The sequence below is a fragment of the Streptomyces telluris genome, assembly GCF_024519335.1.
Lineage (GTDB): Bacteria > Actinomycetota > Actinomycetes > Streptomycetales > Streptomycetaceae > Streptomyces > Streptomyces telluris.
In genome coordinates this window covers 64,172-80,303 of sequence record NZ_JANIID010000029.1, presented here as the reverse complement: position 1 = coordinate 80,303, position 16,132 = coordinate 64,172, and the positions used below count along the sequence as shown (strand labels likewise).

Here is a 16,132-nt window from a genome sequence, read left to right as displayed (position 1 = left end):
GAATCTCAGGATTCCTTCAGGCGGGGCCCACGATAGTGATCGTGTGACCGTGGATTCCGTGCACCTCGATGGCCGTGACGAGCACCGCGCGCAGGCGCGGGACCCGTCCGCCGCGGCGCGGCGCAACCAGGAGGCGCTGCTGCTCGGCCTGGCCGTCCTGATCAGCTGCTTCGGCTACGCGTACACCGGCCTCGCGACGACCGGCCGGATACCCGGCGGCTTCGCCGGGTTCGCGGGCGCGACGGCCTGCCTGGCGCTGGTGCCGCACCTGGCCGCGCGCCGCTGGGCCCCGTACGCCGATCCGCTGATCCTCCCCCTGGCCGTGCTGCTGTCCGGGACCGGCCTGGTGCTGCTGTACCGGCTGGACTTCTCCTACGGCGAGCGCTACTCCTCGGACCCGACGGCCGCCAACCAGCTGATGTGGACGGTCATCGGCGTGGGCCTGTGCGTGGGCGTGCTCGTCGCGCTGAAGGACCACCGCCGGCTCCAGCGCTACATCTACCTGACGATGGCCGTGGCGCTGGTGCTGCTGATGGCGCCGGCGTTCTTCCCCGACGACACCTACGGCGCCAAGCGCTGGATCTATCTCGGCTCGCTGTCGTTCCAGCCGGGCGAGTTCGTCAAGACCATGATCACGGTGTTCTTCGCGGGCTACCTGGTCATCCACCGCGACGCGCTGGCCCTGACCGGCCGCAAGGTGCTGGGCGTCCGGCTGCCGCCGGGCCGGCAGCTCGCGCCGATCCTGACGGTGTGGGTGCTGAGCCTGCTGGTCCTGGTCTTCGAGCGGGACCTGGGCACCTCTCTGATCTTCTTCGGGCTGTTCGTGGTGATGCTGTACGCGGCCACCGAGCGGTTCAGCTGGGTGCTGTGCGGCCTGCTGATGGCCTCGGCGGGCGCGGCCGTGGTCGGCTCGGTGGAGCCGCACGTCAAGGGCCGGATCGACGCCTGGCAGCATCCGTTCGAGGCGCTGCACAGCCAGCGGGCGGGATCGGACCAGCTCGCCAAGGCCCTGTTCGGCTTCGGCAGCGGCGGGATCACCGGCACCGGGCTCGGGCAGGGGCACCCCGAGCTGATCGGCTTCGCCGGCCGCAGCGACTTCATCCTCACCACCGTCGGCGAGGAGCTGGGCCTGGCCGGCACGATGGTCGTCCTCGTGCTCTACGCGCTGCTGGCCCAGCGCGGCCTGAGCACCGCGGTGGCCGCGCGCGACCCCTTCGGGAAGCTGCTGGCCGTCGGACTCGCGGCGGCCCTGGCCCTGCAGGTCTTCGTCGTGGCGGGCGGGGTGATGGGGCTGATCCCGCTGACCGGCAAGGCACTGCCGTTCCTCGCCAAGAGCGGCTCCTCGCTCGTCGCCAACTGGCTGATGGTGGCGCTGCTGATCCGCATCAGCGACAGCGCGGGCCGGGCCCGGGCGGCGCGGGGGCGGCCGGACTGAGCCCGGGCGGCGCGAGGGTGACGCCTTGTTGACTGAGGCACCCATCTCTGCCGACGCTTGCTGTACGCAGGGACACTCAGGAAAGAGGCGCGCGGATGTCCATCACCCACGACGAGCCCACTGCCTACCCCTTCAACGACCCCACCGGACTGGCCCTGTCCGGGAAGTACGCGCAGGCGCGCCGCGGCGAGGGGCTGCTGCGCGTCCGCCTGGAGTACGGCGAGCCCGCCTGGCTCGTCACCCGCTACGCCGACGCCCGGCTCGTCCTCGGCGACCGGCGCTTCAGCCGGGCCGAGAGCGTCCACCACGACGAGCCGCGCCGGGGCGACGGGCCGCGCGACACCGGTCTGCTGAGCATGGACCCGCCCGATCACACCCGGCTGCGGACCCTGGTGACGAAGGCGTTCACCACCCCGCGGGTCGAGAAGCTGCGCCCGGACGTGCGCGCGCTCGCCGAGAGCCTGGTGGACGCGATGGTCGCGGCGGGGCCGCCCGCCGACCTGGTGGAGGACTACGCGCTGCCGATCCCCGTCGCCGTGATCTGCCGGCTGCTCGGGGTGCCGGAGGAGGACCGCCCGCGCTTCCGCAAGTGGAGCGACGCCGCGCTGTCGACCAGTTCGCTGACCGCCGAGGAGAAGACGGTGAACCGGGACGAGCTGCGGGCCTACATGGCCGGGCTCGTCGAGGAGCACCGCGCCCGGCCCGCCGACGACCTGATGACCGCCCTGATCGAGGCGCGCGACGTGGGCGACCGGCTCTCCGAGAGCGAGCTGATCGAGCTGTGCGTGGGCATCCTCGTCGCCGGCCACGAGACCACCGCGACGCAGGTCCCCAACTTCGTGCTCACCCTCTTCGACCACCCCGGGGCGCTGGAGCGGCTGCACGCCGACCCGGCCCTCCTGCCGGGCGCCGTGGAGGAGCTGATGCGCTTCGTCCCGCTGGGCGCGGGGGCGTCGTTCGCCCGCTACGCGCTGGAGGACGTCGAGGTGGGCGGCACGCTGGTGCGCAAGGGCGACGCGGTCCTGGTGGCCGTCGGCGCGGCCAACCGGGACGCCCGGCGGTTCGCCGAGCCCGAGGTCCTCGACATCGGCCGGCAGGCCAACCAGCACCTGGGCTTCGGCCACGGCGTGCACCACTGCCTCGGTGCCCCGCTGGCCCGGCTGGAGCTCCAGGAGGCGCTGCGGGCGCTGATCCTGCGGCTGCCCGGGCTCCGTCCGGCCGGCGACATCGTCTGGAAGACGGGAATGCTGGTCCGCGGGCCGCGCTCGATGCCGGTGGGGTGGTGAGCCCGGTGACGGAGCCGGTGGCGGACCCGGCGGAGGCCGCGGCGGACGGCACGGCGGCGTGGCGGGTGACCGTGGACCGGGGCGCGTGCCTCGGCTCGGGTATCTGCGCGGCCCTGGCGCCGGGGCTGTTCGCGCTGGACGGCGAGCGCTCGCGGCCCTTGAGAGGGACGACGGAGCCCGACGAGACGGTGCTGGACGCGGCGGACTCCTGTCCCGCGGCGGCCATCACCGTCGCGGAGGGAACGGAGGTCGTCGGCCCACGGCCATGACGTGACGCCAGGTAAGGGCGGGCGGCGGAGATACCCCTGGTTCGGGATGGGTACTACCCGGGGTGCCCGGGCCCGACCGCGCGCCCACCTGCGGAAAGGACATACGCATGCAGCATGTCCGGCTCCCCCGTCGCCGGGGCGGGGCTCTCCTCGCCCTGCTCCTGGCCCTGATGTCCGTCACCTCCATCGCCTCGGCCGCACCACCGGGGCAGGAACCCGGCACGCCGGACCGGCCCGTCGTCGGCACGGACCACGGCCCGGTGCGCGGCAGAGCGCACGGCACGTACGCCACGTACGAGGGCATCCCCTTCGCGGCGCCGCCGACCGGCCCGCTGCGCTGGCGCGCTCCGCAGCCGGCCGAGCCCTGGAAGGGCGTGCGGGACGCGGGGAAGCCCGGCTCCCAGTGCCTGCAGACGCCGATCTTCGGCACCGGTCCCGCGACCGGCTCCGAGGACTGTCTGTACCTGAACGTCACCACGCCGACGGGCCGCTCGGCCGGCCACGGCAGGCCCGTCATGGTGTGGGTGCACGGCGGCGGGTTCGTCGGCGGCACCGGCAGCCAGTACGACGCCGGCCGCCTGGCCACGCGCGGCGACGCCGTCGTCGTCACGCTCAACTACCGGCTGGGCGCCTTCGGCTTCTTCGGCCACCCCGGGCTCGGGGACGCGCCCGCCTTCGGCCTCGCCGACCAGCAGGCGGCCCTGCGCTGGGTGCGGGCCAACGCCGCCCGCTTCGGCGGCGACCCGCACAACGTGACCCTGTTCGGCGAGTCGGCCGGGGCCATCAGCACCTGCGCCCAGCTCACCTCGCCCACCGCGGCCGGCCTCTTCCACAAGGCGGTCCTGCAGAGCGGGTCGTGCATGACGTCCTTCCCCCGCGGCGCCGTCGCTCCGGGCGTGCCCGGGTCGAAGTTCTTCGTGGCGCAGCGGACCCTCCAGGACGCGGGTGCCGCCGCGGCCGGGCGGCTCGGCTGCCCGCAGGGGCCCGGGGCGCTTGACTGCCTGCGCGGGCTGAGCGCGGACAAGCTGGCGACGCCGGAGCTGGCGCAGGCGTTCAGCAGGCCGGTCCACGGCAACGCCCTGCTGCCCGCCGAGCCGGAGAAGGCCCTCACCGCAGGCCGCTTCCACCGGGTGCCGGTGATCCAGGGCTCGAACCTCGACGAGATGCGGCTGTTCGTGGGCCTGACCCTGGAGCAGTTCCCCCTGCGGGACGAGCGCGACTACCGGGCGCGCCTGGCGGACTCCTTCGGCTCCGCCGCGGGCGCCGTCGAGGCGGAGTACCCGCTGTCGCACTACGCCTCGCCTGCGCTGGCCTGGTCCGCGGTGCTCACCGACACCACGTTCGTCTGCTCGGCGGTACGGGCCGACCGCGCCCTGGCCGGCCGGGTGCCGACGTACGCCTACGAGTTCGCCGACCGTGACGCGCCCGTCCTGGACGGCCTGCCGGTGGTGCCCGGCTTCCCCTACGGAGCCTCGCACGCCTTCGAACTGCCCTACCTGTTCACCGCCTTCCCGACCCAGCCGCCCCTGAACAGCGCGCAGCGCGTCCTGTCGGACCGGATGGTCGGCTACTGGACGCACTTCGCCCGCACGGGCGACCCGAACTCCTCCGGTGCCCCGCACTGGCCCGCCCTCCACGAGCGGGGGCTGACGCAGTCCCTCGCGCCGGGCGCGGACGGCATCCGGCAGATCCGCCTGAGCGAGGAGCACCACTGCGGGTTCTGGGACCGGCAGCGGGGCTGAGCCGGACTGCGTAACGGGCACGCCCGTTGCACGATGAGGGCATGCTCCTGGCCGATGTCGCCCGCGTGTCCGCCGAGGTGGCCGCGACCTCCGCGCGGTCGGCGAAGACCGCCCTGCTGGCCGGCCTCTTCCGCGGCGCGGACCCGCGGGAGGCGCCCGTCGCCCTGACCTACCTGTCGGGGCGGCTGCCGCAGGGCAGGGTGGGCATCGGCTGGAGTGTGCTGCGCTCCTCCCCGCCCCCGGCGGGCACGCCCGCGCTGACCGTCGCGGAGGTCGACCGGGCGGTCGACGGGATCGCCGCCGTGGCCGGCAAGGGCGCGCAGGCCGAACGCAAGCGCCGCGTGGACGCGCTGATGGGCGCGGCCACGGAACAGGAGCAGCACTTCCTGCGGGGGCTGCTCGGCGGGGAGCTGCGGCAGGGCGCCCTCGACGCGCTCGCGGCCGAAGGGCTCGCGGCCGCGGCCGGCGCGGACCCCGCGGAGGTGCGCCGCGCCGTGATGCTGGGCGGCTCCCTGGCGGCGGTCGCGCGCGAGCTGCTGGCCCGGGGCCCGGCGGCGCTGGCGGACTTCCGGCTGGAGGTGGGCCGGCCGGTGCTGCCGATGCTGGCGCACACCGCCAAGGACGTCGAGGAGGCGCTGGACCGGCTCGGGCCGTGCGCCGTCGAGGAGAAGCTCGACGGGATCCGGGTGCAGGTGCACCGCGCGGGCGACGAGGTGCGGATCTGGACGCGCAAGCTGGAGGAGATCACCGAGCGGCTCCCCGAGCTGTGCCGCGTGGCGCGGGAGCTGCCGGTGTCCTCGGCGGTGCTGGACGGCGAGGTGATCGCCCTGGACGCGCAGGGGCGGCCGCGCCCGTTCCAGGAGACGGCGGGCCGGGTGGGTTCGCGGCTGGACGTGGCCGGGGCCGCGGTGACGGTGCCCCTGTCCCCGGTCTTCTTCGACCTGCTGGCCGTGGACGACCGTGACCTGCTGGCGCTGCCGGTGGCGGAGCGCCACGCGGAGCTGGCACGGGTGGTGCCGGAGCCGATGCGGGTGCGGCGCCTGGTGGTCACGGACCCGGCGGCGGCCGCAGCGCGCGCCGCGGCGCGGGACTTCGCGGAGGCGGTGCTGCGGCGCGGGCACGAGGGCGTGGTCGTCAAGGCGCTGGCCTCCCCGTACACGGCGGGCCGCCGGGGCGCCGCGTGGCTGAAGGTGAAGCCGGTGCACACGCTGGACCTGGTGGTGCTGGCGGTGGAGTGGGGTCACGGGCGGCGCACGGGGAAGCTGTCGAACCTCCACCTGGGGGCGCGGCGGCCGGACGGCTCGTTCGCGATGCTGGGCAAGACGTTCAAGGGCATGACGGACGCGATGCTGGCGTGGCAGACGGAGCGGCTGCGGGGGCTGGCGGTCAGCGACGACGGCTTCGTGGTGACCGTGCGGCCGGAGCTGGTGGTGGAGGTCGCCTTCGACGGTCTCCAGCGGTCCTCCCGGTACCCGGCGGGGGTGACGCTGCGGTTCGCGCGCGTGGTGCGGTACCGGGAGGACAAGCGGGCGGAGGAGGCCGACATGCTGGAGACGGTGCTGGCGCTCGGCGGACCGTGACCGGGGCTCCGCCCCGGCCCCGGTCCTCAAGCTCCCCCGGCTACCGCTGGGAGGTGCCCCCGGACAGGCTTGTTCTTCAGCGGTTGACGTCCGCCGGACAGAGCCGTCGCGGCTTCTTGTCGCCCTTCAGCTTCGCGTCGACGCAGCCGCCGGGCAGGCCCTCGTAGGCCTTCGTGCCGAAGTTGGCGGTGACGGTGAGGGTGCCGTCGCCGAAGGCGGTGCGCTGGACGCTCCGGTCGCCGGTCAGGGTGCGGAAGTCCGTCATGGGTTCGGTGCCGGCCGCCTTGTGCAGGGGCGAGAAGTACTTCTGCAGGGCGGCGAGCTCGCTGCCCTGCTTCTCCAGGGAGTCGCCGCCGATGACGAAGTTGAGCGGGGTGTTGTAGAGCATCGCCAGCAGCGCGCGGGCGGTCTTCTGCTGCGGCAGCTTGTCGTAGGACAGCTCCCAGCGCTCGGCGTTGACGAGGGAGTCGTGCAGGGCCGTCTCGTACAGCGGGACGCGGTAGGCGGGGTCGTACATGGCCTTGGCGACGGCGGCCGGGAGCTCGGCGGGCTTGAAGAAGATGTCAGGCGCCTTGGCGGGGGTGTAGCCGCCCCACTTCGCCTTGTCGCGCTGGGCCTCCCACAGGCCGTCGTGGACGGGCGTGCCGGAGCCGTGGTCGTAGGAGAGGACCTCGTTGGCCCAGGCGCCGGCGGACTCGGAGCCGAGGGCGAGCTTGTCGCCGTCGGCGAGGCGCTTCATGCGGGTGAGGCGGTTGGCGCGGTCGCGGGCCTTGGTCTGGGGGTGGGCCGCGCTGTGGTCGCGGTAGAGCTCGCCGGCCGCGTCGACGTCGAGGAAGTAGCTGTCGGCGCCGTTGGCGGTCATCTTGCGGGTGCGGTCGGCGAGGTAGTGGCGGGTGGGCTCGGCCTTCTCGAACGCCTCGGTGCTCAGGTAGCAGCCGCGGTCGTGGAAGCCGGGCTCGGGCGAGCCGTCGGCCCGCCGGACGCAGAAGTCCGGGTAGACCTCGTCCGGCCAGACGGAGGTGGGCGCGTCGGACTTCTGCGGGTCCTGGCCGTTGGCGAAGGAGTCGTAGGGGCCGACGAGGTAGCCGGCGTCCTTGGCGGCCTTGACGGCGGCCGGGGTCATGGGCTGGTCGTCGGCGTCGTAGCCGAGCCACATGCGGTCCACGCCGAGCGCGCGCAGCTTGCGGACGCCGTCGGCGGTGCGGGCCGGGCCCCAGGTGTAGGCGTGGAAGGCGCCGAGCAGCTTCTCGTTCGCGGGGACGGCCGCGATCTTGCGCTTGAGGCTGCCGAGTTGCCCGTGCTCCTTGAGCCAGGCGCGGTAGTCGAGGGCGGGGGCGACCGGGGAGCCGTCGGTGAGGCTGAAGGCGACGGTGTAGTCGGTGGTGCCCTCGGCGCGGGAGAAGGAGTGGGCGGCGGTGGCGCGCAGCGCGCCCTGCTCGGAGGTCACGCCGAGCGTGGTGCCGATGTCGGTGGGGACGAGGTAGCTGACGCCGGTCCGGCCCGCGGACCAGCCCCACAGGGGCAGGGAGAGGCCGGAGTCCACGGCGATCTCGCTTCCGGCCAGCTTGGCCTCGGGAGAGTTCCAGAAGGCGTCCCGGGCGGGGATCGACAGGCCTTCGCCGCGCGGCAGCTGCAGGGCGGCGGAGGCGGAACCGGCGCCCGTGACGGGCCACTTCAGGGTGCGGTCGGCGGCGCCGGTGGAGCGGACGGTGACCAGGAGCCGGCCCTTGTCGGCGCGGGCGGTGACCTCCAGTCCGGTGCCGGGGTAGGTCCAGCGGGCGCCGTCCGCGGTGGCGGTGACGGCGCCGGGAGCGCCGGGGGCGGTCGCGGCCGGTGCGGAGAGCTCCACGGTGCCGCCCGCGGCCGTGCGGGCGGTGACGCGCAGGGTGGCGGTGTCGACGGTGGCGGTGCCGCCGCGGACGGGGAGGTCCACGGACTGGCCGTGCACGCGGACCGTCCGGTCGGGCGCGGCGGCGTGGGCGGGCGCGGCGAGGGTGATGCACGGGAGGGTGGCCGCGAGCACGACGGCGGCGGCGCGGGCGGTGCGGCAGGAGGTGAAGAGGTGCATGGGGAGTTGATAACGAACGGAGGTAAGAGGGTTTTAAGAACCCGTCGTTGCCGAGGCCGTCCGGGCCCGCGCCGCGTCACCGGTCCTGGGACAGTTTGTACAGCTCTGCGAAGAGTCCTCCCCCGACGGCGAGTTCCTCGAAGGTGCCCTCCTCCACGACGCGGCCCTCGGCGAGGACGACGATGCGGTCGGCGATGCGGGTGTTGGTCAGATTGTGCGTGACGAACACGGCGGCGCGTCCCGCGGCGAGCTCCTTGAAGCGGCTGATGACGGTGTGCTCGGCGCGCGGGTCCATCGCGGACGTGGGTTCGTCGAGGACGAGGACGGCGGCCTCGCGGTAGAAGGCGCGCGCCACGGCGAAGCGCTGCCACTGGCCGCCGGAGAGGTCGTGGCCGCCCCAGAACGACTTGGCGAGGAGGGCGTCCAGGCCGCCCGGAAGGCCGTGCAGGACACTGTCGGCGCCCGCGGCGCGGGCCGCGGCGTGCACCAGGTCGTCGCCGCCGCGCGGCTGGCCCAGGGTGATGTTCTCGCGGGCCGCCATCGGCCAGCGCGTGAAGTCCTGCGGGACCAGCCCGACGCGCGACCAGACGTCCTGGGGGTCGGTCTCGGCGAGGTCGGTGCCGTCCCAGGTGACCCGTCCGGCGGTGGGCAGGTACAGCCCCGTCAGCAGCCGGGAGAGGGTGGTCTTCCCGGAGCCGTTCTCCCCCACCAGCGCGACGAGTTCGCCCGAGCGCAGGGTGACGCTGACGCCGTCCAGGGCGGGCCTGCCGGGCGGGGCGCCGGGGTGGCGGTAGGAGACGTCGTGGGCGCGGATCTCCCGGGGGCCGCCGGCCCCGAGCCGCTGCGGGCCGCGTACGGCCCTCAACTCCTCCGCCAGGTCCAGGAACGCCTGCCAGTCCTGGAGGTAGAGCGAGGTGCGGAAGAGCCGGGCCCCCGCCATGACCAGGGAGGTCAGCGCGGCCGTGGAGGCCCGTACGGCGACGACCGCGGTGGCGGCGACCGCCAGGCCCATGGCGCCGCCGAGGACGAGCGCGCCGACCGTCAGCCAGGTGAGGGCGAGCATGGTGCCGGAGCCCGCCGCGCCGCAGAGCGTCACCAGCAGCACGCGGGGGGCGGCGGCGCGGTGCCGGGTGCGGATCCGGTCGGTGAGGTGGGCGTACCACTGGCGCAGGTACGGGGCCATGGTGCCGGCCCGGATCTCGGCGGCCGTGCGCGGCTCGGTGCTGAAGCGGCGCAGGAGGTAGCGCAGCCGGTTGTCGGCGAGGCTGGTGTGGGCGGCGCGGTGGGCGATGCGGGCCGCGGCGACGGCGGCGGCTCCCTTGGGCAGCACGGCGAGGCCCAGCAGGGGCAGCAGCAGGGGGTGCAGGGTGGTGAGCACGGCCGCCGCGGCGATCAGCTGGGCGACGGCGGAGAGCAGCACCTGGGCGTCGGTGATCAGGTCCTGGGTGGCCTGGGCTCCCGTGCCGGCTGCCTGCAGGGCGTCGTTGAAGTCGGGCCGGTCGTAGGCGGTCAGCTCGACCTCGGGGGTGTCGGCCAGGATGCGCTCGTCGGCCAGGGCGGTGACCTCGGGGGCCAGCCGCAGCGCGGCGTACTGGGCCGTGGCGTCCGCGCAGGCGCGCACGGCGGCGGCCGCGGCGGCGACGGTGAGCGCGGGCAGCGCCGCGTACAGGTGCCCGGCGGCCGTGCCGGGGCCGAAGAGCCCGGCCATGACGCGCGCGGTGGCGGCGAGCGCGAGCGCCGCGGCGGCCGCCGCCACGCACTGGGCGACCAGCATCTGCACCGTGGCCGCCCGGTCCGCCGCCCACCCCAGCCGGGCCGCCCGGCCGAGGACGGCCGGCAGCCGGGCCGCCATCTGCCGCAGGCTCGCGGAGGCCACGCGCTGGAAGTGCGGGTCGTCCCACCCGAGGTCGAGGTCCGGCTGCGCGGCGGGGGCGGGGATCCGCGGGGCGGTGGCGTTCGTCACCGGGTCATGGTGCCGTCACACCGGCCGCCGCGTGGCGGAACTCTCCGTCCTGTGGCCCCTTTAGGTGGTGCACGACCGCTTCAGCGCGGCAGGAGGTCCAGCGGATTCGTCCTGGTGTGCGGGAAGGGCACGGCCGGGGCCCGCCGGCCGAGGAAGGGAGCGAGCTTCTCCCAGCCCTCGCCACCGCAGACGTCGAGGACCAGCAGGTCGCCGGGGCGGCGGGCGAAGTACGCGCGGACGCGGGCGGCCTGCGCGTCGTACGCCCGGGCCAGCCGCTCCCGGTCGAAGCCGTGCCCGCCGCAGATGCGCTCCTGGAACAGCCGGCGGGCCTCGCGCTGCGCTTCCCGCTCCGCGGCGGGCGCTCCCGCGGGCCAGCCGGTGTCCCACAGCCGCTCGGCGGCGCGCAGCCAGCCCTCCTTGTCGCGCACGGTCAGCACGAACCGGGAACCGGGGTGGAGGGCGTCCAGTTCGGCGAGGTGCGGCAGGGCGAAGACGTCGGCCAGCCCGTCGTAGTGGCGCAGGGCCGGGAAGCGGCCGTCGCCGCGGCGCAGGGCGGCCGCGTCACCCGCGCCGAAGGGGAACGAGGCGAGGTCGACGCCCAGTTCGTGCAGTGCGGTGGTGAGGCTGCGCGTCCCCGTGCCGGGCAGGCCGAGCCCGAAGACCTTGACCCGCTCCTCGCGAGGGAGGACCGAGGCGGCCTCGTACACGTCCGCCATGGCCGGGGGTGGCAGCGGCGGCAGTCCGAGGGCCGCGGTCTCGCGCGCCGCGACGGCGGGCAGCTCTTCGATGCGGGCGGCGAGCTGATTGGGCGTCAGGCCGTGGGGCACGCGCGCGCGGCTGTGCCGGACCGCCGCCCGCGCGACCGTGAAGTCGGGGCCGTCGCCCCACTGCGCCATGGCGGCCTCCAGGCGCGCCCGGGAGCCCTCCTCGCGGCTGCGCAGCTCGCGCAGCGCGTACTTGGCGTAGATGTCGGCGTGGTCCTGGAAGTGGTCGTGGAGGATGCGGAACCCCTTGAGCTGGACGCCGGGCTGGAGCTCCCGGCGGGCGAGGTGGCGGCGGAAGGCCTCGGGGCGCAGCACGGGGCCCACCCAGTCGCGCGCGAACGCGCCGAGGTCCGCCCGGCGCATGCCCCGCACCAGGTCCGCCCGGGTGATGTGCACGCCGCAGTGGACCCGGCCGCGGAAGCGGTCGTGCACGAAGCAGTCGGTGTAGGCCAGTTCGTTCGCGTCCAGGAACGGCCGCATGTCCTCCAGGACCAGGCAGTCGGCGTCCAAGTGGACGACGTGCGAGGCCCCGCGGTGGTCGAGGGCGAGGATCCGGTCCACGGCCGCCGACAACGGCCGGATGTTTTCGGCGATGTGGACGCGGTTCGGGCGGATGTTTTTGACGGCGAGGCGCAGGGCGAGGTCGGTGGTGCGCTCCCCGACCGTCCGCAGGACCAGGTCGACGGGACGTCCGCCGGGCGGGGAGAAGTCCCCGGGGAGGGTCCGGATCCGGCCGGACGCGCTCACCGCGCGCCCCCGGTGGGCGCGGCGGGCCCGGCGGTGCCGTCGGCCACGGGGGCCTCGGGGGTTTCGGGGGTTTCGGGGGTTTCGGGGGCCTCGGCCGGGACCCTCGCGTAGGCGTTGGTGTGCGGGAAGGGCTCGTCGGGGACGGGGACGCCGAGGAAGGGCGCCAGCCGCTCGTAGCCCTGCCCGGCGGTGATGTCGAGGACCAGCAGGTCGCCGGGGCGGCCGGCGAAGTGGCGGAGCACCTCGGCGGTGTGGCGGCGGGCGACCGTGCGGAACCGCTCGGGGTCGAAGGCGTGGCTCGCGTAGACGGCGGCCCGCAGGAAGCGCTGCAGCTGCGGGTAGACCTCGCTCCGGCCGGCCTTGCCGTCGATCGCCGGCTTCCAGTGGGTGCGGCAGGAGGCCAACCAGGCCTCCTCCTCGCGGACGGTGAGGATGAACTTGGCGCCCGGCCAGGCCCGGTCCAGGTCCTGGTAGTACGGCACGACGGTGATGTCGGTGATGCCGTCGCGGTGGTCGAGCAGCGGGAAGCGGGCGGTGCCGGCGAGGAGCGCCGCGTAGGTGCCCGGGTCGGCCGGGTAGTGGGCGACGTCGAAGCCGAGCGTGCGCAGGGCGGCGGTCAGGGACCGGGTCCCGGTGCGGGACAGGCCGATGCCGAAGATCTTGGGCCGGGGGGCGGGGGCCGGCGGTCCGAGGCGGGGAACGGCCCCCGGGTGGCGGACGGCTCCGGTGCGGGGGAGGGATCCGGGGCGGACTGCGCGGTCGGGTGTCATGGCTTCGCGGCCTCCTCGCGGGGGTGGCGGGACGGTTCGGGGCCCGGCGGCCCGTGCGCCGACGCCACCGTGCCGGATCGCACGGAATTGTCAACGGCGCCCCGGGCGGCCGGAATTCGCTGCCGCGACGCCGGTTGCCCCGGGTGCCGTTGTGCCGGCGCCGCGCCTTTGGTCCAATCGAGGGCGATGACCACACCGCACCCGGACGCCCCGGGAGAGGCGCCGTCCCCGGACGGCTCCGGATGTGCGCAGCGCTGGCGGCCCGAGGTGTTCGCCCCGTTCGCCGAGGGTCCGGGCGTGGTCTTCGCGCGCACGGCCGCACGGTCGCCGGAGTTCGGCCGGACGAGCGCGAGCGGCGCGGCCCGGGTCCTCATCGGCGCCGCCGCCGGCGACGACCGCGCCGACGTCGCACTGCGCGCCCGGGGCGAGTTGCTGGAGCGCATGGGCAACGTGCTGGCCGGCCGGGCCGCCGAGAGCGCGGCGCGCTGGGTGGGCGACCACGACGGCTGGCGGCGGCGCGGCGTGCCCGCCCTGGACCCGGCGGAGCTCGGCGACGGCACGGGCGGGACGGGCGCGCGGGCCGTGCGCCAGCTGTGGGTTCCGGCCCGCTCCGCGCTCACCGGCGCCGAACTGCTCGTCCCCGCGGGCGAGGTGTTCCTCCAGCACCGCCCGCCGCCCGGCTGCGGCACGACCTCGGGGGCGGGATCGACGGGCCTGGGAGCCCGCCCGGACCGGGAGGCCGCGGCGGGGCACGCCGCCCTGGAGCTCCTCGAACGGGACGTGATCCGGCGCAGCTGGTACGGGCCCGGTGCGCCTCCGCCGCGCGCCGCCCCCGCGGACGACCTGCTGCCCGGGCCCCTGCGGCTCCTCCTCACCGCCCTGGACCTGCGGGCCGCGCTGCTGACGCTGCCCGCACCGGCCGGCACGGAGTGCGCCGTCGTCTGCGTCCACGGCGGGCCGCCGCCCGGCCGCCCCGGCCAGAGCTTCGGCGCCCGCTGCGCGCGGGCGGGTGACCGCGCGGCGACGGTGGCCAGGGCCGCCTACGAGGCCCTGATGGTGCGCTGGAGCATGACCAGCCCGGTGGCCCTGCGCACGTGGGAGGGCTGGGGCGGCCGCACCCCGCCCCGCACGGCCCTGGAACACGCCCTGTGGGCCTTCCACGGGCAGGACGCGCTGGGGCGCTGGACGGGACGGGTGGGGCGGGGGACGCGACCGGGCGACCCCGTGGACGGGCCCGGGGGCGCGGTGCGAGCCCCGTACGAGCAGGGCGCCGGCGACCGGCGGCCGGCCGGACCGCACGGCGGGCTTGCCGCGCTCGCCGCGCACACCGGCGGCGACGTGCTGCTCGTCGACACCGACACCCCCGGCATCCGTGCGGAAGGCGTCCGCGTGGTGCGGGTGATCGCTCCCGGCGCCCGGCCCCTGCCCGCCGACGACAGCCGGATGCCCGGCGCGCTCCCCCATCCCTTCGGCTGACCGCACCCGGCCGGCCGACCGCGAGAAAGGGCCCGACCATGACCTCATCCGGTTCGCCGGACTACACCGCCTTCGCCGCCCGCTACGACTCCTGGTTCGCCGCGTCCGGCACCACCGAGGCGACCGTGGCGGCCCTCGCCGGGCTCGCCGGGGCGGCCGGGCCGGGGCCGGCCCTGGAGCTGGGCATCGGCACCGGCCGGATCGCGGTGCCGCTCGCGGCACGCGGCGTGGAGGTCCACGGCATCGACGCCTCCCCGGCCATGGTGGAGCAGCTGCGGGCCAAGCCCGGCGGCGAGCGCATACCGGTGACGATGGGGGACTTCGGCACGGCCGGGGCGGCGGCGGCCGGGCCCGGTGCCGAAGCCGGACCCGATAGCGGTGCCGGTGCCGGCCTCCCGGGGACATACGCGCTCGTCTACGTCGTCAGCGGCACGTTCGCCGAACTGACCAGCCAGGACGCCCAGGTGGACTGCTTCGCGGGCGCGGCCCGGCGGCTGCGCCGCGGCGGCCTGTTCGTCCTGGACGCGCACGTGCCCGAGGCCCTCGCGGACGACCGGTCCGCGGGCGGCCAGGTGCTGCCCACCGGCAGCGGCGAGGTCGTCCTGCGGTTCCGAGAGACCGACCGGGCGGCGCAGCGCTACCGCTCCCACTACATCGTCCTCGACCAGGGCGCGGACGGCCTCGGCATGCACCGTACGACGGTGTCGTTCCGGTACGCGGCGCCGGGCGAGCTGGACCTGATGGCGCGCCTCGCGGGGCTGCGGCTGCGCGAGCGCTGGGGGGACTGGACGGGCGCGCCGTTCACGTCGTCCAGCGCGTACCACGTCTCCGTCTACGAACGCCCGGAGTGACCCGGGGGAAGGGAGGGCGGCCATGGACCCCGAGGCGTACATGGCGGAGAACCGGCGGCAGTGGGAGGCGTGGACGCCCCTGAAGGCCGCCTCCGCCTTCTACGGCCTGGACGACTTCCGCCGCGGCGGCATGCGGATCCGCCGGCTGGAGGTCGAGGAGGTGGGCGACGTGTCGGGCCTGTCCCTGCTGCACCTGCAGAGCCACGTCGGGCTGGACACGCTCTCCTGGGCCCGGCTCGGGGCGCGCGTGACCGGCGTCGACTTCTCCGCCGAGGGGACGGCGACCGCGCGCTCCCTGGCCCGCGACGTCGCCCCCTCGGCCCGGTTCCTCTGCGCCAACGTCTACGACCTGCCGCGGCACCTGGACGAGACCTTCGACCTCGTCTACACCTCGCACGGGGTGCTCGGCTGGCTGCCGGACCTGCGCCGGTGGGCGGCGGTCGTCGCGCGGTTCACGGCGCCGGGCGGCCGGTTCTACCTCTTCGAGTCCCACCCGACGGCCTGGCTCTTCGACAACCGCACGGACAGCCGGGAACTCGCCGTCCGCTACCCGTACTTCGGCTCCGGCGAGCCGCTGCGCTGGCGCTACCGCAGTCCGCTGGCGGCGCCGGAGGCCGAGGCGGACGGATGGGAGTTCTCCTGGGGACACGCCCTGGGGGACATAGTGAACGCGCTGCTGGAGGCGGGGCTGGTCATCGAGTTCCTGCACGAGTGGCCGTTCGTGGCCTGGCCGATGTTCCCGTTCCTGGAGGAGCGCGACGACGGGTGGTGGCACCTGCCCGCCGGCGTCCCCGCCGTGCCGCTCTCGTTCTCGCTGCTGGCCCGCAAGCCCGCGCCGCGCCCGGGCCGCGGCGCCGGGAGGGACGTCCTTTGAGCCACGGCGGCCGCGGACGGGCGGAATCCGCTGGCCGGCGGGCGGCTGCGGGCAACTCGGAACGGCCCGTTCCACCATGGCGATCACGGTGTCCCGCGGGCACCATGTCAGCCGGGTGCGCCGGTGTTCCGACGCCTCGTCGAACGCAAGACCCCTCACCGCCGAAGGAGCGGAAATGCCCCAGGACGTCGCAGAAGTCCAGGAAGTCCCGGCCGAGGAGCTCCCCGAGCTCGCCCTCATGGTCGACATACCGTTCGAGGAGTAGCCCGGCCGCGCAGCGCAGGCCGCACTCCGGCGGCCGACCGGG

At 75.5% G+C, this 16,132-nt stretch carries 12 protein-coding genes; 8 read left to right on the top strand and 4 right to left on the bottom strand.

The genetic code is table 11. The features are described from left to right. Positions 1-49 precede the first annotated feature (49 nt). From NQU55_RS26955 to NQU55_RS26935, 5 genes are all read left to right on the top strand, one after another. Positions 50-1,435 (top strand): FtsW/RodA/SpoVE family cell cycle protein, encoded by a 1,386-nt coding sequence (locus NQU55_RS26955; RefSeq protein ID WP_372504817.1) that lies wholly within the window; start codon positions 50-52, stop codon positions 1,433-1,435. Between the two features lie 95 nt (positions 1,436-1,530). Further along, entirely contained in the window at positions 1,531-2,721 is a 1,191-nt protein-coding gene (locus NQU55_RS26950) for a cytochrome P450 (RefSeq protein WP_168092672.1), read from the top strand. A 5-nt stretch (positions 2,722-2,726) separates the two neighbouring features. Then, positions 2,727-2,990, top strand: a complete 264-nt coding sequence (locus NQU55_RS26945; RefSeq protein WP_256791328.1) for a ferredoxin — start codon at positions 2,727-2,729, stop codon at positions 2,988-2,990. Between the two features lie 107 nt (positions 2,991-3,097). After that, positions 3,098-4,732 (top strand): carboxylesterase/lipase family protein, encoded by a 1,635-nt coding sequence (locus NQU55_RS26940; protein WP_240976326.1) that lies wholly within the window; start codon positions 3,098-3,100, stop codon positions 4,730-4,732. Between the two features lie 41 nt (positions 4,733-4,773). Further along, a complete protein-coding gene (locus NQU55_RS26935) occupies positions 4,774-6,312 on the top strand; it encodes an ATP-dependent DNA ligase (protein ID WP_256791327.1) in 1,539 nt (512 codons plus the stop codon). Positions 6,313-6,388: 76 nt separating this feature from the next. Here NQU55_RS26935 and NQU55_RS26930 read toward each other — a convergent pair whose 3' ends face one another. The 4 genes from NQU55_RS26930 to NQU55_RS26915 form a co-directional block, all read right to left on the bottom strand. Continuing rightward, positions 6,389-8,380, bottom strand: coding sequence for a glycoside hydrolase (locus NQU55_RS26930; RefSeq protein WP_168095338.1), 1,992 nt, complete (start codon positions 8,378-8,380; stop codon positions 6,389-6,391). 76 nt (positions 8,381-8,456) lie between these two features. Beyond that, positions 8,457-10,343, bottom strand: coding sequence for an ATP-binding cassette domain-containing protein (locus NQU55_RS26925; protein ID WP_256791326.1), 1,887 nt, complete (start codon positions 10,341-10,343; stop codon positions 8,457-8,459). A gap of 80 nt (positions 10,344-10,423) precedes the next feature. Then, positions 10,424-11,854 (bottom strand): sulfotransferase family protein, encoded by a 1,431-nt coding sequence (locus tag NQU55_RS36920; RefSeq protein ID WP_256791325.1) that lies wholly within the window; start codon positions 11,852-11,854, stop codon positions 10,424-10,426. Beyond that, positions 11,851-12,624: a sulfotransferase family protein gene (locus NQU55_RS26915; RefSeq protein WP_168093838.1), complete on the bottom strand. Its 774-nt coding sequence runs from the start codon at positions 12,622-12,624 to the stop codon at positions 11,851-11,853. Before NQU55_RS26915 ends, NQU55_RS36920 begins: the two co-directional genes overlap by 4 nt. Positions 12,625-12,810: 186 nt before the next feature. Between NQU55_RS26915 and NQU55_RS26910 the strand changes: the two genes are divergently transcribed. From NQU55_RS26910 to NQU55_RS26900, 3 genes are read left to right on the top strand one after another with little or no spacing between them, the layout of a single operon-like run. Further along, entirely contained in the window at positions 12,811-14,100 is a 1,290-nt protein-coding gene (locus NQU55_RS26910; RefSeq protein WP_168093839.1) for a YcaO-like family protein, read from the top strand. A gap of 38 nt (positions 14,101-14,138) precedes the next feature. Then, positions 14,139-14,951 (top strand): methyltransferase domain-containing protein, encoded by an 813-nt coding sequence (locus tag NQU55_RS26905; protein WP_168093840.1) that lies wholly within the window; start codon positions 14,139-14,141, stop codon positions 14,949-14,951. 22 nt (positions 14,952-14,973) lie between these two features. Continuing rightward, the gene (locus tag NQU55_RS26900) at positions 14,974-15,825 is read left to right on the top strand and encodes a class I SAM-dependent methyltransferase (protein WP_168093841.1); all 852 of its coding nucleotides are present in this window, start codon (positions 14,974-14,976) and stop codon (positions 15,823-15,825) included. Positions 15,826-16,132: the final 307 nt, after the last annotated feature.